Raw genomic sequence first — 23460 nt, 5'->3', positions numbered from 1 at the left:
ATTGTCTGATGAAAATTAGCAGTAAAAATCTCTGCAGGCTTGTAGCTCAGGTGGTTAGAGCGCACCCCTGATAAGGGTGAGGTCGGTGGTTCAAGTCCACTCAGGCCTACCAAATTCGCAAGAATTGTCGGTACAGAGATTAGCATTTTGCGATGGGGTTATAGCTCAGCTGGGAGAGCGCCTGCCTTGCACGCAGGAGGTCTGCGGTTCGATCCCGCATAGCTCCACCATCCTTTACTGCAACAAACCCAAGAAAACTTCAGAGTGTACCTGAAAAGGTTCACTGCGAAGTTTTGCTCTTTAAAAATCTGGATCAAGCTGAAAATTGAAACAGCACACTGAACTCTGTTCTCCGTAATAAGAACAGACTGAGGTGTGTTTGAGTCTCTCAAATTTTTGCAGCACGATGATGAATCGAAAGAAACATCTTCGGGTTGTGAGGTTAAGCGACTAAGCGTACACGGTGGATGCCCTGGCAGTCAGAGGCGATGAAGGACGTGCTAATCTGCGATAAGCGTCGGTAAGGTGATATGAACCGTTATAACCGACGATTTCCGAATGGGGAAACCCAGTGTGTTTCGACACACTATCATTACGTGAATACATAGCGTAATGAAGCGAACCGGGGGAACTGAAACATCTAAGTACCCCGAGGAAAAGAAATCAACCGAGATTCCCCCAGTAGCGGCGAGCGAACGGGGAGCAGCCCAGAGCCTGAATCAGCATGTGTGATAGTGGAACGGTATGGAAAGGCCGGCGATACAGGGTGATAGCCCCGTACACAAAATTGCATGTGTTGTGAGCTCGATGAGTAGGGCGGGACACGTGGTATCCTGTCTGAATATGGGGGGACCATCCTCCAAGGCTAAATACTCCTGACTGACCGATAGTGAACCAGTACCGTGAGGGAAAGGCGAAAAGAACCCCGGCGAGGGGAGTGAAAAAGAACCTGAAACCGTGTACGTACAAGCAGTGGGAGCATCCTTCGGGGTGTGACTGCGTACCTTTTGTATAATGGGTCAGCGACTTATATTCTGTAGCAAGGTTAACCGAATAGGGGAGCCGCAGGGAAACCGAGTCTTAACTGGGCGTTAAGTTGCAGGGTATAGACCCGAAACCCGGTGATCTAGCCATGGGCAGGTTGAAGGTTGGGTAACACTAACTGGAGGACCGAACCGACTAATGTTGAAAAATTAGCGGATGACTTGTGGCTGGGGGTGAAAGGCCAATCAAACCGGGAGATAGCTGGTTCTCCCCGAAAGCTATTTAGGTAGCGCCTCGTGAACTCATCTTCGGGGGTAGAGCACTGTTTCGGCTAGGGGGTCATCCCGACTTACCAACCCGATGCAAACTACGAATACCGAAGAATGTTATCACGGGAGACACACGGCGGGTGCTAACGTCCGTCGTGAAGAGGGAAACAACCCAGACCGCCAGCTAAGGTCCCAAAGTCACAGTTAAGTGGGAAACGATGTGGGAAGGCTCAGACAGCCAGGATGTTGGCTTAGAAGCAGCCATCATTTAAAGAAAGCGTAATAGCTCACTGGTCGAGTCGGCCTGCGCGGAAGATGTAACGGGGCTAAACTGTGCACCGAAGCTGCGGCAGCGACACTATGTGTTGTTGGGTAGGGGAGCGTTCTGTAAGCCTGCGAAGGTGTCCTGTGAGGGATGCTGGAGGTATCAGAAGTGCGAATGCTGACATAAGTAACGATAATGCGGGTGAAAAACCCGCACGCCGGAAGACCAAGGGTTCCTGTCCAACGTTAATCGGGGCAGGGTGAGTCGACCCCTAAGGCGAGGCCGAAAGGCGTAGTCGATGGGAAACAGGTTAATATTCCTGTACTTGGTGTTACTGCGAAGGGGGGACGGAGAAGGCTATGTTAGCCGGGCGACGGTTGTCCCGGTTTAAGCATGTAGGCGGGAAGTTTAGGTAAATCCGGACTTCTTTTAACGCTGAGGTGTGATGACGAGGCACTACGGTGCTGAAGTAACAAATGCCCTGCTTCCAGGAAAAGCCTCTAAGCATCAGGTAACATCAAATCGTACCCCAAACCGACACAGGTGGTCAGGTAGAGAATACCAAGGCGCTTGAGAGAACTCGGGTGAAGGAACTAGGCAAAATGGTGCCGTAACTTCGGGAGAAGGCACGCTGATATGTAGGTGAAGTGATTTACTCATGGAGCTGAAATCAGTCGAAGATACCAGCTGGCTGCAACTGTTTATTAAAAACACAGCACTGTGCAAACACGAAAGTGGACGTATACGGTGTGACGCCTGCCCGGTGCCGGAAGGTTAATTGATGGGGTTAGCGGCAACGCGAAGCTCTTGATCGAAGCCCCGGTAAACGGCGGCCGTAACTATAACGGTCCTAAGGTAGCGAAATTCCTTGTCGGGTAAGTTCCGACCTGCACGAATGGCGTAATGATGGCCAGGCTGTCTCCACCCGAGACTCAGTGAAATTGAACTCGCTGTGAAGATGCAGTGTACCCGCGGCAAGACGGAAAGACCCCGTGAACCTTTACTATAGCTTGACACTGAACACTGGTCCTTGATGTGTAGGATAGGTGGGAGGCTTTGAAGCGCGGACGCCAGTTCGTGTGGAGCCAACCTTGAAATACCACCCTTTAATGGCTGGTGTTCTAACGTAGACCCGTAATCCGGGTTGCGGACAGTGTCTGGTGGGTAGTTTGACTGGGGCGGTCTCCTCCTAAAGAGTAACGGAGGAGCACGAAGGTTAGCTAATCCTGGTCGGACATCAGGAGGTTAGTGCAAAGGCATAAGCTAGCTTGACTGCGAGAGTGACGGCTCGAGCAGGTGCGAAAGCAGGTCTTAGTGATCCGGTGGTTCTGTATGGAAGGGCCATCGCTCAACGGATAAAAGGTACTCCGGGGATAACAGGCTGATACCGCCCAAGAGTTCATATCGACGGCGGTGTTTGGCACCTCGATGTCGGCTCATCACATCCTGGGGCTGAAGTAGGTCCCAAGGGTATGGCTGTTCGCCATTTAAAGTGGTACGCGAGCTGGGTTTAGAACGTCGTGAGACAGTTCGGTCCCTATCTGCCGTGGGCGCTGGAGAATTGAGGGGGGCTGCTCCTAGTACGAGAGGACCGGAGTGGACGCATCACTGGTGTTCGGGTTGTCATGCCAATGGCATTGCCCGGTAGCTAAATGCGGAAAAGATAAGTGCTGAAAGCATCTAAGCACGAAACTTGCCCCAAGATGAGTTCTCCCTGACTCCTTGAGAGTCCTGAAGGAACGTTGAAGACGACGACGTTGATAGGCTGGGTGTGTAAGTGTAGCGATACATTGAGCTAACCAGTACTAATGAACCGTGAGGCTTAACCTTACAACGCCGAAGATGTTTTGGCGAAGAGACATCGATTTCAGCTTGATTACAGATGACATCAGAACGCACAAAGCGGTCTGATAACAGAATTTGCCTGGCGGCTGTAGCGCGGTGGTCCCACCTGACCCCATGCCGAACTCAGAAGTGAAACGCCGTAGCGCCGATGGTAGTGTGGGGTCTCCCCATGCGAGAGTAGGGAACTGCCAGGCATCAATTAGTGAAGAAGCCCATCCTGACGGATGGGCTTTTTTGCGTGTGTAGAAAAGGAAAGCACGCTGCCGGATGGCGGCGAAAACGCCTTATCCGGCCTACAAACCTTACGCCATCTCCCCAATCGTCTTACGAAAACGCACCAGCGCAATCCCGAAGAATGCCCCGCCAATTGCCAGCAGCGTCAAAAACTGCGGCCAGACAATAGCAAAATCGGCACCGCGATAGAGAATAGCCTGCGCCAGGCTCACGAAATGCGTCGTGGGCATGGTGAGCATAATGTCCTGCACCAGCTGCGGCATGCTCTCTCTCGGCGTCGAACCACCGGACAACATCTGCAGCGGCAGAAGCACCAAGATCATCAACAGCCCAAGCTGCGGCATCGATCGCGCGATCGTCCCCATAAAAATGCCGATCGACGTTGTCGCAAACAGACTCAGCGCAACCCCCAGCATAAACAGCGGGACTGATCCCTCTATCGGCACCTGCAGGATCCCCTGCACCATTAGCATCAGCGACAGCCCCGACACCACCAGTACAACCAGCCCCATCGACCAGACTTTGGCGAGCATAATCTCAAACGGCGTCACCGGCATCACCAGCAGGTGTTCGACCGTGCCGTGTTCGCGTTCGCGGATCAACGCCGACCCGGTGAGCACGATCGCCAGCATCGTAATGTTGTTGATAATCGCCATCACCGCGCCAAAACGCGCCTGCTCAAGGTTCGGGTTAAAGCGCATCCTCACCGCCAGTTCCACCGGCAACGCGCTGTTATCCCGATACCGTGCCACAAAGCTGTTCACCTCGCCGGTCACAATATTCTGGATATAGCTATTGCCGGTAAACGCCTGACTCATGCGGGTGGCATCGACGTTAACCTGTAAATCCGGCTGCCTTCCTGCCAGCACATCTCGTTGAAAATTCGGGGGAATGTTGATGGCGAAAGTGTAACGCCCAGCATCCAGCCCCGCGTCCATCTCGTCGGCGGTAATCAGCTCCGGCTCAAGGAACCACGGCCGATAGAAGCCGTTGATAATCCGTGATGAGAGCTGCGATTTATCCATATCGGCGATAGCAATCGGTGCCAGATGCAGGGAGCCCGGCATCACCGTTGCCGAAGAGTAGACCGAAACGGTGAAGGCAAACACAATCAGCGTCAGCATTGCCTTATCGCCCAACAGGCTGCGCAGTTCCTTCACGCCGAGGTTATAAATATTGCGTAATCCGCGCATCATCCCTCCTGTTTTTTCAGCAGCCACACGCTTAATCCCAGCACCAGCGGTACGGCAATCAGCAGCGGAATAAACGATGCCCACAGGTCACCTAACCCCAGTGCTTTTGAGAAAGTGCCGCGGGCGATGGTCAGGAAGTGGCTGGTCGGGTAAATCTGGCCAATCCAGCGCCCCGGCCCTTCAAGCGACGCGACCGGATCGATCATTCCGGAGAACTGAGTGGCCGGGATCAGCGTAATAATTGCCGTCCCAAAGATGGCGGCGATCTGGCTCTTCATAAAGGTGGAAATCAACAGCCCCAGCCCGGTGGCGATAGTCACGTACAGCAGCGCCGCCAGCGTCAGCGTCAGGAAACTTCCCTTATGCTGCACGCCGAAAACGAATACCGACAGCGCGCAGAGCAGCAGGAAGTTGAACATCCCGAGCACGATGTAAGGCATCTGCTTACCGAGTAAAAACTCGGTGCGAGTAGTGGGCGTCACGTACAGGTTGATGATCGAACCCAGCTCTTTTTCCCGCACCACGCTCAGCGCGCTAAGCATCGCTGGGATCATCATCAGCAACAATGGGATCACCGCCGGAACGATCGCCGGCAGGCTCTTCACATCCGGGTTATAGCGATAGCGCGTCTCAATAGAAATCAACGACGTGTCCCGGCTGGCAGAAGGCTGTCGCCCGGCCATCTCCTGTAACCACGAAAGGTGCATCGCCTGCACGTAGCCGCGTACCGTTTCCGCGCGGTTTGGCATCGCGCCGTCGACCCACACGCCTATCTGCACCGGCGTGCCGCGGGCGATATCGCGGCCAAAGTTTGGCGGTATTTCGATGGCGACCGCCAGCTCCCCGTCGCGCATTCGGCGATCCAGTTCATCGTAGCTATGCAGCGGCGGTTGCTCGATAAAATAGCGCGAACCGGCAATGTTCTGCGACCAGCCCTGGCTGCTGACCGTTTGATCGCGGTCGAGCACCGCAAAGCGCAGATCCTCCACGTCCATGCTGATCCCATAGCCCATGATAAACATCAGGATCACCGTTCCCAGCAGCGCCAGCGTCGATCGCACCGGATCGCGCCGCAGCTCCAGCGCTTCACGCCGGCTGTAGCTGAACAGACGGCGAAGGCTAAAGGCCTGACGCGGTGGATCGCTCTCGGGTTTAGCGGGGGCTTCCACCATCTCCGCAATCGGAACAGGGTCGGAAGCCTCCTGCAGGTAGGCGATAAACGCCTCTTCCAGCGTGGCCGCACCACGCTTTTCAACCAGCGCCTGCGGCGTATCGCTGGCTAACACCTTGCCCGCGTGCATTAACGAAATGCGGTCACAGCGCTCCGCCTCGTTCATAAAGTGGGTCGAGATAAAGATGGTCACTTTATCCTGCCGCGCCAGATCGACCATCAGCTGCCAGAACATATCGCGGGCCACCGGATCCACGCCGGAGGTCGGTTCGTCGAGGATCAACATTTCAGGTCGATGGATAACCGCTACCGCCAGAGACAGGCGCTGGCGAATACCGAGCGGCAGCGCGGCGGGCAGGGCGTTTTCCACCTCGGTGAGCATAAAGCGCTGGCTCATCTCGGCAACTCGTGCGGGGATCTCGTCATCCGGAATGTGGAACAGCTTCGCGTGCAGCTCCAGGTTCTGACGCACGCTCAGCTCGCTGTAGAGCGAAAAGGCCTGTGACATATAACCGACCCGACGACGAGTCTCGATATCTTTTGGATCGACCGGCTGACCAAACAGCCAGGCTTCCCCTTCACTGGCGGGCAGCAGCCCGGTCAGCATCTTCATGGTGGTGGACTTACCGCAGCCGTTTGAGCCGAGAAAGCCGAAAATCTCGCCGCGGGCGATACGGAAGTTCACGTGATCCACCGCGACAAAGTTGCCAAAGCACATGGTCAGCCCACGCGCTTCAATGGCGATTTCCTCCTCGCGGGTATCGCGCGGTGGGATGACAACCTGCTGGTGTGCATTACGTTGCGCCTCCGGCAGCAGGGCGATAAACGCCTGTTCCAGCGTCTGGCTATTGGTGTGGGTGCGCAGTTGTTCCGCGCTGCCGGTGGCCAGCACTTCCCCGGCGTTCATGGCCACCAGCCAGTCGAAGCGTTCGGCCTCTTCCATATAAGCGGTAGCGACCAGCACGCTCATCTCCGGCTGGCGCTCGCGGATGCTGTCGATAAGTTCCCAGAACTGCGCGCGCGAGAGCGGGTCAACGCCGGTGGTCGGTTCATCGAGGATCAGTAGCTGCGGGTCGTGGATCAGCGCACAGCACAGGCCGAGCTTTTGCTTCATTCCGCCGGAGAGTTTCCCCGCCGGGCGGTCGCGGAACGGTGCTAGCCCGGTGCTTTGCAGCAGCTCGTCGATGCGCGCTTCACGCTCGCTTTTATCATGACCAAACAACCGCGCGAAGAAGTCGACGTTCTCGTAGACCGACAGCGTGTGATAGAGGTTTTTACCCAGCCCCTGCGGCATCCAGGCGATTTTTGGGCAGACATCGCGGCGGTGCCGGGCATCGCGCATATCGCCGCCCAGCACCATCACGTTGCCTTGCTCAATTACCCGCGCGCCGGCAATCAGCGACAGCAGGCTCGATTTTCCCACGCCGTCCGGGCCAATCAGCCCCACCATGCGGCGGGAGGGGATGGTCAGCGAAATATCGCGCAGCGCGACGGTGGCGCCAAAATGCTGGCCGACGTGCTCCAGTCTGGCGACGGCGGGGTGGATATCCTGTTTCATTGCGGCAACCTCACCATCAGCGCGGCAGGCCACGGCTGTTGGTTATCCAGACGCACGTAGGCCATCCCTGGCAGGCCGGTTTTCACATACTCAAGGTGCTCGGCCAGCAGTTCCGGCGGAATGCGTGCTTTGACGCGGAACATCAGCTTGAGCCGCTCATCGCTGGTTTCGACGGTTTTCGGCGTGAACTGGGCAACGCTTGCCACAAAGCTGATATTGGCGGGGATCACCAGATCCGGCGCGGCATCGAGGATGAGGCGCACCTCGCTGCCTATGGCTAGCAGCCCGGCCTGCTCGGTGGGCAGGAAGAAGGTCATGTAGACGTCGGCGAGGTCGACCATATTCAGCACACGCCCACCGGCGGCCAGTACTTCGCCCGGCTCGGCCACGCGGTACTGAATGCGCCCATCGCGCGGGGCTTTCAGTTCGCTATCGTCGATATCGGCCATGATGCGGCGTTCGGTTGCCTGGGCGGCTTCGACGCGGGTTTGCGCCTGGATGATGCTGGTGCGGGCGGCTTCTATTGCCGCACGGGCGGCAGAGACCTGTGCGCGGGCGGACTCGAGTGCAGCCCTGCCGCTTTCGGCGGCGGCGCGGTCATCGTCGAGCTGTTGGGCAGAAACGGCGCCGCGCTGCGATAGCGTGCTGGAACGAGCGTGACGTTTGGCGGTGGAGTCCAGCTCCGCCTGGCGCTGTTTGACGATGGCTTCGCTGGCGCGCATTTCACTCTGACGCTGATCCAGCAAGGCTTTGGCTGCGGCGACGGCACTTTGCGCTTCTTTAATTTGCGCGGCGGCTTCCAGGCGCTGCTCGTTCAGCACCCGCGTGTCCATGCGGGCCAGCACGTCACCCTGGCGGACAAACTGCCCCTCTTTGACGACGATCGACTCGATACGTCCGGCGGTCTTGGTGGCGATATCCACTTCCGTGGCTTCAATTCTGCCGTTACTGCTAGCGAACCCTGCCGGCAGCCCCGGCGGGCGAAGCATCCACCACGCTACGGCGGCAATCACCACCGCGATACCGACGATATACCAGGCCCAATGCTGCTTGAATTTGTCCATACGCTACCCGCTTTGTTCCCTGTTGCTGAGTGCGCGCGTTTCGTCTTGAAAGAAAGGAAAGGATGCTGTGAAGAGTGCTACTCATGTGGTCATCGTCAGCAATCCTGGCCGTAAATGAAACACGCATAAATATAGCTACTGTCAATGTCATACTAACACCGACATTCATTATGTCCATGCCGTTAACATGGGTTTGCGGAAGCGTTAACACAATTAATCAAAGTAGAAGAGGGCGCGGCAGCTCCCGTGCCCTCATGGCGCTCAGAACAGTACCGGCAGCCCAAGCCCGCGTTTGACCGCGTGCAGCGTCTGCTGGGTGACCTCGTGCGCCCGTTCACTGCCCTGACGCAGCAGCTCCAGCAGCATGCCTTTATCCTGAATCACGGTCGCACGGCGTTCACGAATAGGGGCCAGCAGTTCCTGTAAGCACGCTTCCAGCACGTTTTTGCACTGTCGGTCGCCCAGTCCGCCCTGCTGGTAGTGCGCCTTCATGTCCGCGACCAGCGCTTTATCGGGATGGAATGCGTCGAGGTAGGTGAAGACCACGTTGCCGTCGATTTGCCCTGGGTCGGCTACGCGTAGGTGGTTGGGGTCGGTGTACATGGCGCTCACCGCCTGATGGATTTCAGACTCGCTGGCGCTAAGGGTCAGCGTATTGCCGAGCGATTTCGACATCTTCGCGCTGCCATCAATGCATGGCAGGCGGCTCACGTCGCTCAGCAGCGCTTTGCAGTGGCGCAGCACCGGCTTGGCGGTCAGGCTATTCATCTTGTGCACGATCTCGTTGGTTTGTTCGATCATCGGTAGCTGATCGTCACCCACCGGCACGAGATCGGCGTTAAAAGCGGTAATGTCGGCGGCCTGGCTAATCGGATAGGCCATAAAGCCGACCGGTAGCGAGCGGGAGAAACCTTTCTGCGCAATCTCGTTTTTCACCGTCGGGTTACGCTCCACACGGGCAACGGTAACGATATTCATATACAGCGCGGTCAGTTCCGCCAGCGCAGGCAGAGCAGATTGCAGGCAGAGAGTGGTGCGACTCGGGTCAATACCTACCGCCAGATAGTCGGCCATGACCTCGAGAATATTGTGGCTGATTTTTTGCGGATTGCTGCCGTTGTCGGTCAGCCCCTGCAGGTCGGCAATCAGAATAAACTGCTGATGCTCATGCTGTAATTGCACACGCTGGCGCAGAGAGCCGACATAGTGGCCGAGATGCAGTTGGCCGGTAGGACGGTCGCCGGTCAGGATAGTATGGGTGGTGTTCATCAGTCGTTCCTTATGAGATATAAAGCCGAAAGACGAGACTGAGAAACAACAAAGCCGCCTTTCGGCGGCTTTGAAAAAAGATAACGTAACCCGAGCCGCCTGTTATGAAGGCAGCCACCAACGGTTGGAGCGGATAACGGTCACGTTTGTGTTCATCTTTTTATCCTGCCACCAAACCGCCTGCGCTGTCTACCCCTTCACCGTGAAACGACGTTATTTCTGAATGCAGGTGCCCAGAAATAGATAAAAATTGTCTTTCTGAGTTATTAGACTTCGTTATTTTGATGGTGTAAAAATAAATGGAATTATTATGAATGGAGGCGACATAAAACAATTAAAGGAGATTATCGACAATCAGTATGAATATATTACGGTAACTCATCTTTTTTACTGAGTTATTTATTCGATATTTACGCAACAATACCAACGAGCGGGTTTACATACCCCCTTATGTTTCTAGAATACTCCGACGTGATAATACATTAACTCAACATAACCTACCTTCAGCATGAAAAAGACATTATTAGTGATTGCACTATTTTGTGGCCTGCTGACTGCGGGCATTTCGACGATATGCGTTGTCCATGAAGCCTTCCCCGATACGACGTCGGCCTGTCGTCCGGATTTTTCCCGAAAAGCGCTGCTGCGGGTGAAAGAGGACTATTTACGCGGCCGCTTCCCGCGCTGGTATCAGGAAAAAAGCCAGCTCGGTACGATGACCCCCGAACTTCGCTTCGGTGAGGTAACTATCGAAGATGAAGAGTACCGGGTTCCTTTCACCGCACGAGGCCCCATTACGTCGCTGGCGCGTATTGGCTTTGTTAACTGCGTTTCTATGGACGTGGAATACATGGCGGCCAGATAGCCCCGTTTTACAATCCATGCGGTTTAGCCTCTTCGTTCCTTGATACTTATCATGGTAAGTATTATCGTAGTGATACGAAACGATCGGAGAGTGTCATGACCGAAGATGAACTGTTTGCCCGCCGCCCAATGGGTATGCGTATGGCGATGGTGGTACGCCAGTGGCGTTCAATCATCGATCACGCGATTACCGATACCGGCTTGACCCAGTCTAGCTGGACGGTGCTGATGCAGCTTCATCAGTTGGGTGACAACGTTTCGGTCAGTGAGCTTGCGGAGATGCAGGGCATTGAACTGCCGCCGCTGATGCGTACGCTCACGTTACTGGAACAGCAGGGCTACCTGCAGCGCACCGTCTCACCGTACGACAAACGCATACGTCTGTTGACGCTCACCGACGAAGGTCGGGCCGTACTCAAAAGGCTAAACCAGGTGATTGAAGCCTTCCAGACTCGCGTCGCTAACGGCATTCCCGCCGACGACATCGCGAAGTTTAGCGACACCCTGAATCAAATTGCCTGCAATCTGCGGAATATCCGCGAAGAAAATAATAAAACCGACTAAACACCATGATGACGCCAGAACAGAAGTTTGCCCGCTGGGTAAGGGTCAGTATTGCCTCTTTCCTGCTGATGTTTCTCTATTTTATCGTTGCCGATATCTGGATCCCGCTGACGCCGGACTCTACGGTGATGCGTGTCGTGACGCCTATCTCTTCGCGCGTCTCCGGCTACGTTTCGCAGGTCTACGTGCATAACAACAGCACGGTGAAAAAGGGCGACCTGCTGTATGAGCTGGACCCGACGCCGTTCCAGAACAAGGTCGATTCCGCCGCGCTGGCGCTGGCACAGGCCAGGCTGAGCAATCAGCAGCTTGATGCCCAGATTGCCGCAGCTGAAGCGAATCTCAAGACCGCGCAGCTCACGGCCCGCAACGACCGCGTGACCTACGATCGCTACCAGAGCCTGAGCCGCATGCAGAACGTCTCGCAGTCGGACCTCGATAAAGTCCGCACCACCTGGCAGACCAGCGAGCAGTCGGTCAGCGCGCTTCGTGCGTCTATCCACAACCTGCAAATTCAGCGCGGCGAGCGTGACGATAATCGCAACGTTACCCTTCAGCAGTACCAAACGGCGCTGCGGGAAGCGCAGCTCAATCTCGATTGGACGAAAATCCGCGCCGAAGCGGACGGCACCGTCAGTAACCTCCAGCTCAGCCCTGGCCTTTATGCCTCAGCGGGCAGCGCGGTGATGGCGGTGGTGAATCAGAAAACCGATATCGTGGCCGACTTCCGTGAGAAGAGCCTGCGTCATACCAAACAGGGTACCGACGCAGCGGTAGTGTTTGATGCACTGCCGGGCCAGGTGTTTGCCGCGAAGGTGACCAGCAGCGATGCGGGGATCCTCGCAGGCCAGGAAGCGGTAAACGGTGAGCTGTCGCAGCCGGAGCAATCCACCCGCTGGGTGCGTGACGCGCAGCGTATGCGCATTCACGTGGCGCTCGACGAACCGCTGGATAAAACCCTGCCGACCGGCGCGCGCGCCACGGTACAGCTGTATAACAGCGAGGGCGGCTTCGCCCGCTTCTTCTCAGGGCTGCAAATCCACCTGATTAGCTGGCTGCACTATGTCTATTAAAACCCTCGCGCAGGTCTTTACCCCTCACGGCAACATCGTCTACACGGCGAATGATTTCCGTCAGACCTTGCGCATCGCCTTTGCCGGTATGGTGGCGCTGAGTATCTCGACGTTTTACGATACTCACTACGGCGTGTTTTTCGTCGTTTACCCGCTGCTGTTAATGTCTTTAGTACCGGTATTTAACCGCCACGTCGCCAAGCAATTTATCTTCAGTGCGTCGTTGAACTGCCTCGAAATGGTACTGATCATCGGCTATCTCAGCCAATGGCCGGTCATCATGACGGCGGTAGTGTTTGCGCTGTACGTGGTGCGTTTTCGTTTTATGAGCCAGGGGCCGCTGTTCCTGTTTGGCTCGATGGGCGTGGTCTGCCAGAGCGTGATGCTCAACTTTATGAGCTACCCTTCCGCGAACTGGCACACGCTGCTGTTTTCGAATATTGAGGCCAGCGTGATGGCGGTGGCATTGAGCGCGCTGATGCATTACCTGATCCCGGATGCCGAACCGCGTAAGCCGCCGCCGCTGATTGAAAAGGACGCGGCGCGAGTGCGCCATGAATCGCTGCTGTCGGGCACGGTGGCGACGATTATCTTTATCGTCTTCCAGGTGAGCGACCTGAGCGACTCGCTCTCGGCGCTGATGGCGGGGATCCTGATCCTCTTCCCGATGCACTATCGTGGCGCGGTGATCAGCTCAATCTGGCGCGTAGCGGGCGTCGTGCTGGCCTGTCTGTACATTCTGGTGATACAGCTGATCCTCTACGATCACAGTAGCCATATGCTGTTGATGATGCCGCTTATCGGCTTAGGGCTAGCGTTCAGCGCACGGCTGCACGTGATGGAGAAGGTCGGGGCGGGCGTCGGATTCGCCAGTATCACCACCATCGGCATTATGTTTGGTCAGAACCTACAGCCGGACGGTGACCTGGTCTTCAGCGATGTGTATCGCGCCACCTCGGTGACTATCTCGCTGCTGGCGACCCTGACGATGGTGTTTATCCTGCATCGCCTGCTCAACTGTTTCGCCCCAACGCGCTTTATTGTGAAGTAGCGCACTTCAGGACGCTGAATGTTCTCCCCTATTTGTGCTAACAATAGCCGCTCGCCGAGGTGGCGTGAGGGAGAAGACGATGTGGAAAACGCGTGCGCTGGAACTGAATAATCAAGAGTTCTGGAACTGGGAGAAAGCCTGCGAGCTGGTGGAGTGGGCGGCCCGCCATGATTTTAATACCGTGATTGTCGGGCAGGTTGACCTGTTCGACAAGCTGGTCTCGCCAAAGGGCTACACGCCGCATCAGTACAACGATCGCCTCTCCAGCCAGCAGCGTGCCCGCTGCGTCTACCTCAACCGCCTGGCGGGCTACTGCCACAAGCAGGGGCTGCGTTTCTATCTTCAGGCTAAAGAGCTTAGCTTCCCCGCCGACCTGCTGGCGGCGCACCCGCAGCTGATTGATAAAGACGGCAGCATCCGCTTTGACGTGGAATTCTGGTGTCAGTATCTGGCGGATAAGCTCACGCTACTGTGCCAGCAAATCCCCGCCATGAGCGGGCTGCTGGTGGCGCTCTCTAATACCGACGGCCTGCTGCCGGTCTCTCGTCCCAACTGGGAATTGACCGGTCAGGACGACCCCTCGCCGCATATTGACCCACGCAGCCTGTCGCGTTACACCCAGTGTTTTAGCGCCATGGCGCGGGCGATGATGCGGGAGAATAAACATCTGGTGCTGCGCGCCTTCCCGGCGGGCAACCACGATATCGCTAACGTGATGGAGGCGGTTCGCACCCTACCGGAATGCGTGTCGGTGTCGATAAAACTCACGCCGGAACGCTTCTGGCCAACGTTTCCCAATAACCCGGCGCTGCTCGACGTGGAAAATCGCGACGTCTGGGTGGAGCTGGATCTAGTGGGCGAAGAGGTGGGTTGGGGCGTGTTTCCGTTCCCGCGCATCGACGAGCTACAGGGGCGTCTGCTGTGGTGCCGTGGCAACACCAGCATCAACGGCGCGGTGTGCAAAACCAGCTGGGAAGGAGTCGATAACCACTGGATCATCGGCACGCTGAGCGAGTGCAACCTGGTAGCCTGTAGTCAGATCCTCGCCCGCGAAGATGAACATCTGACCCGCGCGGCGCTGCTGACCCACTGGCTGGATGAATGCTACGGCTGGCGGCCCGATGAGGCAACGTTCGAAGAGTTTCAGTCGCTGATGGCGCAGGCCGGGCAGGTGCTGTATCAGGCCATCTACGTACGCGACCACGTCTTCCATCGCCACAGCCAGGTACCCGCAAGCTACGGTCAGGCGGTGTGGAGCCTGTACGGCCAGCTCAACCGCAACCACTGGCTACCGGGCTCTGAGCGCGACATCTTCTTCAGCGCCAGCGACGTTGAGACCTCCGGGCGCAACCTGTCGCTGATTGCCGAAGAGAAAGACGGTGCCTGGCAGGCGGCGGTGACGCTACGCGAGCAGGCGCTCGCCTTTGCCGAACGCGCGGCGTTCCCGTATTCGCTGCAAAAACGCTGGCAGGAGGAGTGGCAGGGCTTTGACCTCTACTGCCTGCTGTTCCGCCACGCCCAGAAAGCCTTCTTCACTCTCCACTTTGCGCGGCTGGTGGAAAACAGCTGGAGCATGCGCGAGATTTGCCAGGTCAATATTCAGGAGCTGTACCGCTGCGCGGCGGAGATGGACAGCTTCTGCGCCCAGCACTCTGACGCCTCACCGGGGCTGCACGTGATGTTCGATCCAACCCGTGTGCGCATGCTGGCCGACAGCCTGAGCCACGAACTGACGCAGTTGAAGGGGTAAAGTGTGATGACGATCGCTTCACCTTCGCGCTCTACTGCCGGAAAACGTGAATTTCCCCGTTTCACCATGGGCTGGTAGCTATCCTCATGTGATATTCATCACGTTTTATCCCCGCGCCCGGTCAGGATTGTGAATGACCGGGCAGTTCCGCAAAACCCCGCGCTTATCCGCATAGCCTGTGGCGTACCGTTTCCAGAAAATAACGAGCCATTACTTAGCGGTTATTGAGGAAAGCATGATGAGGCTGGTTGCGGGCGAAGCGCTGACGCGTTTTACGGTGTCACTGCCGCACAATGAGCGGTTTGCAGAGTTTTTCACGGGCGAAGCGGTCGATGAACCGATGGACTATCGGTTCGGCAACGGTAAAGGCCCGGCGGAGGACGCATTCTGTCGGCGCATCTTCCGTCGCGATTTCGCCAGGCGCGCCGTGTCACCAGAGAAGGCGTTACCGGCAAGCGAGGTCACCTGGACCGGACACAGCGATACCGTCACCTTTTCGGGCGTGCAGCCCGTTGCCACCCACAGCCAGCGCTGGCTGCGCGTGACGCTGCGTGCGCCGCAAACCGGCCGCTATCCTTTCGAGATTGCCACCTGCGGCGGCGTGCGTATCTGGAACGGCAGCGAGCAGGTCGCCTGCTTCACGCCGTTCACGCGCAATACGCTGCAAACGCAGGCCGTTGAGATTCCGCTTCAGCAGGGGGAGAACGCGCTGCTGATCCACCTTGACGAGCTATTTGAACGCGACACGATTTTTGCTTTTCGCATGATCTATCTTGGTGAGCATCCGCTTGAGGCAGGGCTGCCGACGATGGATACGGCGTATGTGGAAGCGCTGGCGCAGTTTATGGACTGGCTGCCCGCGACCCTCACCGCCCGCGACCAGCGTCTGATGCTGGGCTGCCAGGCCAATATGACCCTGACGCTGCGCGGCGCGGTCCACAGCCTCGGCAACGATGGCATCCCGACGACGCCGCTGGATTTCGGCCTGCTCGCCACCGGCAGCGGCGAGCTAACGCTCCCGCTTCCGGCCTCAATCGGCATGGGCCACTACCGCCTGACGCTGACCGCCTCGCTGGGTGATGTCACCATGAGTCGCCATCTTAGCGTCACCGTGCTGCCCCATGAGGCGCTGCCCGGCGGCGAAGGCGTGCTGGAGACCCGTAAACGCGTGGCCCTGAGCTACATCGCCGAGCACGGCGTACCGCGCACCGGGCGTTTGCTGGCCATGCTGCACGTGGGCGATACCGGCCCGCAGGCGCAGGAATTACTGATTCGCACCCTGCAACGTATCAGCGCCCGCCAGGACTGCTCGGATTTTTCGATGGTACCGCTGCTGTGGATCTGGCATGACTTCCACGGCGAACACTTCCCGGCGGTGCTGTGGAAGCGCGTGCGCTCCGCCATCGTTGGCTATCGCTACTGGTACGACGAATTGGGCAACGACGTGATGTGGTACTGGAGCGAAAACCACGCGCTGTGCTTCCACACCGCCCAGTATCTCGCCGGTCAGATGTTCCCGGAGGAACGCTTTATTGCTTCTGGCCGCACGGGCCGCGAACAACAGGCGGTGGCTGCTCAACGCCTGAACGCCTGGTTCGATGCGGTCGAGCAGCAGGGCTTTGTTGAGTGGAACTCCGCGCCTTACTACCCGGTGGACTACATCGGCCTGTTCGCGCTCTACCAGCTAGCCGACGATGCCACGCTGCGCCAGCGCGCCCAGCGCTTGATTGACCGCCTGATGCAGACCAGTTCGCTGCATTATCAGTCCGGCATTGCCGCGGGCACCATGGGCCGGGTGTATGAAAAAGAGCTGCTGGCAGGCCAGATGACCGAGCTTTCCGCCTTCGGCCACGTCGCCTGGGGCGGCGGGCACGTCAATCGTAAGTGCGCCTCGCTGCCGTTCTTCTGCCTGAGCGACTATGTGCCGCCGTTAGAATCGGCACGCTACGCGCGCTTAACCCACGGTACGCTCAGCGCCCACTATCAGTGCGGTGGCGGCAGCATTGTGGCGTGGAAGCAGCCAACGGTCTGTCTCTCGAGCTGCGTGGATCACCACAGCGGCGAGCGCGGGCATCAGCAGCATCTGGTGGATGTGCAGTTTGCCGCGCGTCCCGAGGCGCGGCTGTGGGTGAACCATCCGGGTGATGTGGCGCCGGGCAGCGAAGCGCGTCCCTCCTTCTGGGCGGGCAACGGCGTGCTGCCGCGTGTGATGCAGGTAGAAAATCAGGCGATGCTGCTGTGGCAACTGGACGAGCGCGATGCGCTCGGCTGGACACATCTGCATCTTCACGCTGAAGCCTTTGATGAGGTGCGCTCGCTGGCACAGGGTGTGGTGGTACGGGCGGGCAACGCGTTTGCCGCCGTGCTGTGCTCGCAGCCGCTCACCGTCAACGGCGATGAAGTGCGCGCCGAAGGCCGCCGCGTGGCGTGGTGGCTGGAAGTGGGCGAGGGTGATTTTAGCGCCTTCTGCCAGCGCGTTCAGGCGCTGCGCATTGAACATCAAGGCGACGTCGCGCGGGTGATGGATAGCCAGCACACGCTTATGCAGCTCGACGGGCAGGGTAACTGCCAGCACAACGGCAAGGCCGCCGCGTTCCCGACGCTGGTGGGCAATGAAATTCAGGTCACGGTGTCAGGAGACGCGCAATGAACAACGCAGCATTAAATGGCCTGCTGGAGCAGGTGGTTCAGGGCTTCTGCCGCCTGAAAAATATGGGTGAAGTCGGCACCCGCGGCGGTGAAGGTTTTGCGATCCACTTCGAAGAGTGGGAATGGGAAGTGGGCGTCGGCCTGTACGGCTTCTGGCAGTATGCGCGCCAGCAGAATGATGCTCGCCTCCAGCAGTCGATCCTCACCTGGTATGAAGATCAACTGGCGAAAGGGCTGCCTGAAATCCAGATCAACACCACCGCGCCGATGATCACCCTCGCGCTGGTGGCCGGGCACACCGGGCGGGACGATCTGCTGAAGGTGGTGAACGACTGGGCCGACGCGCTGTTACGCACCTTGCCAAAAACCGAAGAGGGCGGCTTCCAGCATGTGGTGAAAGAGCAGCCGAACACCGGTCATCTGTGGGACGACACGCTGTTTATGACCTGTCTGTTCCTTGGTACCGCGGGCGTGGTGCTGAAGCGCAAAGACCTGATCGACGAAGCCTCGTACCAGTTCCTGCTGCACACCCGCTACCTATGCGAACCGGCGAGCGGCCTGTGGTATCACGGCTGGACGTTTGTCGGTAAACATCATTTCTCGGCCGCGTTCTGGGGGCGCGGCAACGCGTGGATCACCGTGGCGATCCCGGAATTTATCGCCCTGCTCGGCGACAGCCTCGACGCCAGCGTGAAGCGCTACCTCTCGGTGGTGGTCGCGCGCCAGGTGAATACCCTGTGCGAGCTTCAGGCCGACAACGGCATGTGGCACACGCTGCTCGACGATCCTTTATCGCCGCAAGAATCTTCCGCCACCGCCGGGATCGCCTACGGCATGCTGCGCGGTGTAAGAATGGGGATCCTCGACGAGAAGGTGGCCGATCACGCGATGCGCGCCTGGCATGCACTGCGCGACAGGATCGACGATGGGATCTTACTGGAAGCATCAAAAGGGACGATGGTCGGGCCGGACCTGCAATATTACTGCGATATCGCCATGGCTCCGGTGCCCTACGCCCAGGCGCTGATGATGCTGCTATTGCTGGAGCTTCAGCAGGAGAAGTGGTGCCGTTAATTGCCTGATGGCGCTGCGCTTATCAGGCCTACGCCGCAGTTTGTAGGCCGGGTAAGGCGCAGCCGCCACCCGGCAAAACACCGCACTACCCCGGGAACGTATGCAACAATACAAACCCCTCGCCGCAGCGATAAATACTCTCCGTTGCGCCGGGCATCACCCAGCGTAACTCGCTGCCTTCCTCGCAATGCAGATAAATACACAGCCCGCAGCCGCCGCGAAGCTGGCGCGGAATATCCGCCACCCGGAAGGATATCTCTGTGGCCTGGAGCGCCTTGCGGGTTTGCACCACGCCCAGCGTCGAGTGGAACAAAAACAGATACTCCGTCATTTTCTCGCCCGTTGCCCAATCATCGCCGCGCCAATCGCCCCGGCAAACTGCGCGTCGGGATGCGTGTGCACCGGCATGTTCACGTGCGCTGACAGCATCCGCCCAAACGCCGCGCAGTGGCTAACGCCACCGGTAAACAGCAGCGGCCCCTGTGCCGACAGTCGGCCGGTAAAGTTGGCGCTGCGTCGCGCCATCGCGTTAACCACCCCAGCCAGAATCGCCTCCGGCGGGACGCCCGCGGAGCGCAGGCTAATCACTTCGGATTCGGCAAACACCGTGCACATGCTGGTAATCATGTGTGGCTCCACGCCTGCGGTCAGCGCATCAAGCTGCTCGACGCTGGCCCCCAGCGTGCGCGATATTACTTCCAGAAAACGCCCGGTACCCGCCGCGCACTTGTCGTTCATCAGGAAATCGGTGAGGTTGCCGTCGTCATCTAACTGGATCACCTTGCTGTCCTGACCACCGATATCAATCACCGTACGGGTTTCCGGCAGCAGCAGCCGTGCGCCGCGCCCGTGACAGGAGATTTCCGTCACCTGCTTGTCGGCAAAATTAACCAGCTGGCGGCCGTAACCGGTCAGCGTCAAAAATGGCCGCACTTCCAGCCCGGCGCGCAGCGTTTCCCATGCCTCAACAATCGCATCGGCGGGGCGAAACGGCGTGGGTGCGAGGAAGCGGCGGCGAATCACGCCGTCTTCCAGCAGAATGCCTTTGGTCGCAGTGGAGCCTGAATCAATACCTATCGAAAACGTCACAAGCGCTCCTACAGCATTTCAATAAACGCCGCGACACGGGTACTCAACTGGCCGATGTCGGCGGTCGAGTAGTCGGTCTCGATGGCGATATAGGGAATGTTGTGCTGCTGGCGTACGTGGCGTTTAATGGCCATTGATTCAACGGCATAGGTATGGCAGGCCTGCAAAATCACGTCGGCCACGCCATCGGCCTGATACTCTTCCACCATCTGGCTGAGCAGGGTCAGGCGCTGGTCGTTGGGTGAGATGCACGAGCAGCCAATGGCGAGGTATTTATCGGTCAGCGCGTCGTAGACGTCGCCGTCTTCGTCCACGCAGCGTTCGGTGGCCTTCGCGCCGGTACAGTTTTCATAGCCCACCACCCAGCCGCCGTTGTCCTCGATGGCTTTCACCACTTTCTCCGCCGCTCCGCCAATTGGGCAGCCGGTGATCAGAATGCGCGGGCGGGCATCCAGCCGTTTGCCGTTTTCCCACTCCTGACGCACGCGCTCGGCCATGCCGTTCAGCTCATCAATCAGCGCCTCTTTATCGAAGCGGAAGGTTGCGCCATACACCACTTTCAGAATGTCGCTGCCGCTTAACGCCGGTGGATTGAGCTGCCCGACGCGGTAGAAGTTGGCCAGCGCCCGGCGCTCGCGGTTCTTGAGGGCGATCGCCTCGCGCAGCGATGCTTCGGTAATTTGCGTGCCAAAACGTGCTTCAACCGCCTGCTGAAGACGCAGGATTTCCGCCTTCCACAGCGCGCGGGAAGCCGCGTCGGCGGCGCTGTTCGGCAGCTGCATTACGTGCACTGGCTTAAACTCGGCCATGTACTCGTACATCTTCTTTTTGCCGTCGCAGGTGGTTTCACCGACCACCAGATCGGAGAAGTAGAAGTAGGGGCATTTGTCGGTTTTGCCAAAGCCGTAGCTACTTTTGATAAGCGGGCAAAGGTTGCGCGGCAGGTCTTTCTCCGCTTCTTCAATGGTTTCATCTGACGTAGAGCACAGCGACACGACGACCGCGCCCGCCGCCATCGGGATCTCCTGCGGCATAAAGGTGCAGTAGGTGCCGACCAGCGGCGTGCCCTGCTCTTTGAGATCCATGACGGTAAGAAAGCCTTTCTGGCGGGCTTCGGAGAACTGATCGAAAATGGCGGGTAGATCGGTGATAAGCGACATGATTTTCCTTCCCCGTAACACGGGAGACGATAAAATAAGTCGCCATTATACCCATATCTAAAATAGGGTTTTGTTGATCATACCCCCAGCTCTCGGCTGTAAACCCGGGAAGATTCTCCCCACGGATGGTAGCCTAACCCGTTAAATATGAACCCTGATTTCTCGTAAAATCCGTCGATGTCGGTGCACAGATGCAGCTGGCTAAACCCCAGCATGCGGGCGTGCCGGGCGATATGCTCAATCAGCCGGCGGGCCAACCCCAGCTGACGGTATTCCGGCTCGATGTACAGCGCGCACAGCCACGGATACAGCTCGCCGCGGCTGATAAAATCGTTGGTAATCAACCCCGCGCAGCCGATGATGTGCTCGCCGTCCTGCAACCAGTACCACTGCGGCAGCGGGTTTTTCGCTCCCGGTGAGCGGCGCAGCGCGTCGTCGTAAACCATCATTGATTCTTCCGACGCCCACTGCTGCTGGAAATAGGCGATAACCGCCTCCATCTGCTCGGGATGGTCGCGTAAAGAACGAATAACGTGCTGTGAATTCATAGAATTTTCTTCAGATCCATCTCTTCCTGAATGCGCTCGCTCCACGCAAAGTGGGTACGAATCGCTTCATCAATCCCGGCGTTATAAAAGGCCGGCCCCAGATTTTCGATAATAAAATCGATAAAGAACTCCGCGTCGAACTGTTCCAGATCGAGGTCGAACTGTTTGGCGCAGTAGTCGGTCAGCCGATCGCGCAGCTTCTCGCGCTCGGCGGGGGTAAGGGTGATTTCCGTGGTCATTGTGGCTCCTGTATTTTCCCCGGGGCGGCTCAATGCCGAATAATGCAATCCCATCTGCGACCTATCAATATCACAAACTCGACTTTGTGACCCGCTGGAATATTTCTATATTCGGGCTTCTGACGATGTTAAAGGGGCGCCATCATGACTGCTGTGAACACTGCTGATACTGATTTTCCTTTATTAAATCTTCGCCGCGTGGCGGGCAATATCGGCGCGGAGATCCGCGACATTCGCCTTTCCGCCGACCTGGATGCCGACACCTTCGCCCAGCTCGACGCGGCGCTGGTCAAATACAAAGTGCTGTTCTTCCGCCAGCAAAGTCACCTGACCGATGCCGAGCATCAGGCCTTCGGCGCACGCTTTGGCAAGATTGTCGCCCATCCCACCGTCCCTGCGCCGGAAGGCACCAAACTGTTCGAACTCGACGCCTCCAAAGGCGGCGGCCGCGCCGACTCCTGGCACACCGACGTCACCTTCGTTGACGCCTTCCCGAAAATTTCTATCCTGCGCGGCGTCACTATCCCGGAATACGGCGGCGACACCGTGTGGGCCAACACCGCCCGCGCCTACGAACAGTTGCCGGAGACGCTTAAGCGCTTCGTCGACACCCTGCGCGCGGTGCACAGCAACGACTATGACTACGGCGCCGAACGCGTTGTCGTCGAAAGCCACCGCCTGGCGCATCACCAGAAGGTATTTGTCTCTTCGGTATGGGAAGCCGAACACCCGGTGGTACACGTCCATCCGGTCAGCGGCGAACGCGCGCTGCTGCTCGGGCACTTTGTCAAACGGCTGGTGGGCTTCAGCTCGCGGGAGTCCGCACAATTATTCGAGCTGCTGCAAAACCGCATCACCCGCCTCGATAACACCGTGCGCTGGCAGTGGCAGCAGGGCGACGTGGTGATTTGGGATAACCGCAGCACCCAACACTACGCGGTCAACGACTACGGCACCCAGCCACGCGTGGTGCGCCGGGTAACGGTGGAAGGGGAGATTGCGGTTGGGGTGGATGGCAGCAAAAGCCGCACGGTGTCAAAACCGCAGGATGCGGCGAATGGGGACGGGGCGGTTAGCGCGGCTTCATAGCGCTCGAACGGTAGGCCGGGTAAGCGCAACGCCACCCGGCGATTTTCACCTGCGGTATTTACGCTTCCCGTCTTTGCGGTTTGCCTGAAATCACCCCAATAAACTCCTGCACCTGACGCTGTTTACGCGCCGACAGCTTGCAGACCTGCTGCAGCGACTGCATCAGTTCCGGCTCCGGCTGTTTTGCCGTCAGCACAATACAGCCGTTCATCACCTTCACATCGACTTCTGTGCCGGTGGCAAAACCGGCGGCTTCCAGCCACTGGCCCTTCATGGTGAGTGCGGGGATGCGGGTATAATCCGGATAACGGCTCGCATAACTCACGGTTAAGTGACGGTTATTTGTTGGGGAGACTTCTGGAACGCATGGATCTGCAATAGAATGGGTATCAGTCATGACTGCTATTCTCCTGGAATAGTGATTGTGATTAGCGAGGCGCTCGTGTTCCACCACGGGC

At 57.9% G+C, this 23460-nt stretch carries 18 protein-coding genes, 2 tRNA genes and 2 rRNA genes; 12 read left to right on the top strand and 10 right to left on the bottom strand.

Features of this window, described 5'->3' with window-relative positions; all coding sequences use genetic code 11:
- The first annotated feature begins 35 nt into the window (after positions 1-35).
- The 4 genes from MY052_RS20980 (at position 36) to rrf (ending at position 3557) form a co-directional block, all read left to right on the top strand.
- Positions 36-112 (top strand) — tRNA-Ile (locus MY052_RS20980).
- A 42-nt stretch (positions 113-154) separates the two neighbouring features.
- Positions 155-230 (top strand) — tRNA-Ala (locus MY052_RS20975).
- 210 nt (positions 231-440) lie between these two features.
- Positions 441-3348 (top strand): 23S ribosomal RNA (locus MY052_RS20970).
- A gap of 93 nt (positions 3349-3441) precedes the next feature.
- Positions 3442-3557 (top strand): 5S ribosomal RNA (rrf, locus tag MY052_RS20965).
- A gap of 108 nt (positions 3558-3665) precedes the next feature.
- Here rrf and MY052_RS20960 read toward each other — a convergent pair.
- The 4 genes from MY052_RS20960 to trpS all read right to left on the bottom strand — a co-directional run bounded on the left by MY052_RS20960 (position 3666) and on the right by trpS (position 9852).
- On the bottom strand, positions 3666-4790 hold the full coding sequence (locus MY052_RS20960; protein WP_123651576.1) for an ABC transporter permease: 1125 nt from the start codon (positions 4788-4790) through the stop codon (positions 3666-3668).
- Complete coding sequence (rbbA, locus tag MY052_RS20955) at positions 4790-7519, bottom strand: ribosome-associated ATPase/putative transporter RbbA (RefSeq protein WP_248537800.1); 2730 nt, start codon at positions 7517-7519, stop codon at positions 4790-4792. The genes MY052_RS20960 and rbbA overlap by 1 nt, the downstream gene beginning before the upstream one ends.
- Entirely contained in the window at positions 7516-8583 is a 1068-nt protein-coding gene (locus tag MY052_RS20950) for an HlyD family secretion protein (protein ID WP_248537798.1), read from the bottom strand. The genes rbbA and MY052_RS20950 overlap by 4 nt, the downstream gene beginning before the upstream one ends.
- A gap of 261 nt (positions 8584-8844) precedes the next feature.
- Complete coding sequence (trpS, locus tag MY052_RS20945) at positions 8845-9852, bottom strand: tryptophan--tRNA ligase (protein ID WP_248537796.1); 1008 nt, start codon at positions 9850-9852, stop codon at positions 8845-8847.
- Between the two features lie 508 nt (positions 9853-10360).
- Here trpS and MY052_RS20940 point away from each other — a divergent pair.
- From MY052_RS20940 to bglB, 7 genes are all read left to right on the top strand, one after another.
- Positions 10361-10717 (top strand): YebF family protein, encoded by a 357-nt coding sequence (locus MY052_RS20940; protein WP_115074833.1) that lies wholly within the window; start codon positions 10361-10363, stop codon positions 10715-10717.
- A gap of 95 nt (positions 10718-10812) precedes the next feature.
- Complete coding sequence (locus MY052_RS20935; RefSeq protein ID WP_373240460.1) at positions 10813-11280, top strand: MarR family transcriptional regulator; 468 nt, start codon at positions 10813-10815, stop codon at positions 11278-11280.
- A 5-nt stretch (positions 11281-11285) separates the two neighbouring features.
- Positions 11286-12353, top strand: coding sequence for an HlyD family secretion protein (locus MY052_RS20930; RefSeq protein WP_123651572.1), 1068 nt, complete (start codon positions 11286-11288; stop codon positions 12351-12353).
- Entirely contained in the window at positions 12343-13404 is a 1062-nt protein-coding gene (locus MY052_RS20925; protein WP_123651571.1) for a DUF2955 domain-containing protein, read from the top strand. Before MY052_RS20930 ends, MY052_RS20925 begins: the two co-directional genes overlap by 11 nt.
- A 79-nt stretch (positions 13405-13483) precedes the next feature.
- Complete coding sequence (locus MY052_RS20920) at positions 13484-15154, top strand: hypothetical protein (protein WP_248537793.1); 1671 nt, start codon at positions 13484-13486, stop codon at positions 15152-15154.
- A gap of 235 nt (positions 15155-15389) precedes the next feature.
- The gene (locus tag MY052_RS20915) at positions 15390-17804 is read left to right on the top strand and encodes a hypothetical protein (protein ID WP_248537791.1); all 2415 of its coding nucleotides are present in this window, start codon (positions 15390-15392) and stop codon (positions 17802-17804) included.
- Positions 17801-18877 carry a beta-galactosidase BglB gene (gene bglB, locus MY052_RS20910; RefSeq protein ID WP_248537789.1) on the top strand — a complete coding sequence of 359 codons (1077 nt, stop codon included), beginning with the start codon at positions 17801-17803 and terminating at the stop codon, positions 18875-18877. The genes MY052_RS20915 and bglB overlap by 4 nt, the downstream gene beginning before the upstream one ends.
- Before the next feature lie 85 nt (positions 18878-18962).
- Here bglB and MY052_RS20905 read toward each other — a convergent pair whose 3' ends face one another.
- From MY052_RS20905 to MY052_RS20885, 5 genes are all read right to left on the bottom strand, one after another.
- On the bottom strand, positions 18963-19208 hold the full coding sequence (locus tag MY052_RS20905; protein WP_248537787.1) for a putative Se/S carrier protein: 246 nt from the start codon (positions 19206-19208) through the stop codon (positions 18963-18965).
- The gene (gene yjiL, locus MY052_RS20900) at positions 19205-19966 is read right to left on the bottom strand and encodes an acyl-CoA dehydratase activase (protein ID WP_248537785.1); all 762 of its coding nucleotides are present in this window, start codon (positions 19964-19966) and stop codon (positions 19205-19207) included. Before yjiL ends, MY052_RS20905 begins: the two co-directional genes overlap by 4 nt.
- Positions 19967-19974: 8 nt before the next feature.
- Positions 19975-21126 (bottom strand): double-cubane-cluster-containing anaerobic reductase, encoded by a 1152-nt coding sequence (locus tag MY052_RS20895; RefSeq protein WP_248537784.1) that lies wholly within the window; start codon positions 21124-21126, stop codon positions 19975-19977.
- A gap of 77 nt (positions 21127-21203) precedes the next feature.
- Complete coding sequence (locus MY052_RS20890; RefSeq protein WP_248537783.1) at positions 21204-21674, bottom strand: GNAT family N-acetyltransferase; 471 nt, start codon at positions 21672-21674, stop codon at positions 21204-21206.
- On the bottom strand, positions 21671-21913 hold the full coding sequence (locus MY052_RS20885; protein ID WP_182929539.1) for a DUF2164 domain-containing protein: 243 nt from the start codon (positions 21911-21913) through the stop codon (positions 21671-21673). Before MY052_RS20885 ends, MY052_RS20890 begins: the two co-directional genes overlap by 4 nt.
- Before the next feature lie 144 nt (positions 21914-22057).
- Here MY052_RS20885 and MY052_RS20880 point away from each other — a divergent pair, with 144 nt between their 5' ends.
- On the top strand, positions 22058-23002 hold the full coding sequence (locus MY052_RS20880) for a TauD/TfdA dioxygenase family protein (protein ID WP_248537781.1): 945 nt from the start codon (positions 22058-22060) through the stop codon (positions 23000-23002).
- A gap of 58 nt (positions 23003-23060) precedes the next feature.
- On the opposite strand, the gene symE is transcribed toward MY052_RS20880, so the two are convergent.
- Positions 23061-23399 (bottom strand): endoribonuclease SymE, encoded by a 339-nt coding sequence (symE, locus tag MY052_RS20875; RefSeq protein WP_248537780.1) that lies wholly within the window; start codon positions 23397-23399, stop codon positions 23061-23063.
- Between the last annotated feature and the right edge of the window lie 61 nt (positions 23400-23460).

This window comes from Kluyvera ascorbata (genome assembly GCF_023195735.1).
Classification (GTDB): domain Bacteria; phylum Pseudomonadota; class Gammaproteobacteria; order Enterobacterales; family Enterobacteriaceae; genus Kluyvera; species Kluyvera ascorbata.
Note: the sequence above shows the minus strand (reverse complement) of the source record. Positions and strands in the feature narration are given on the sequence as shown.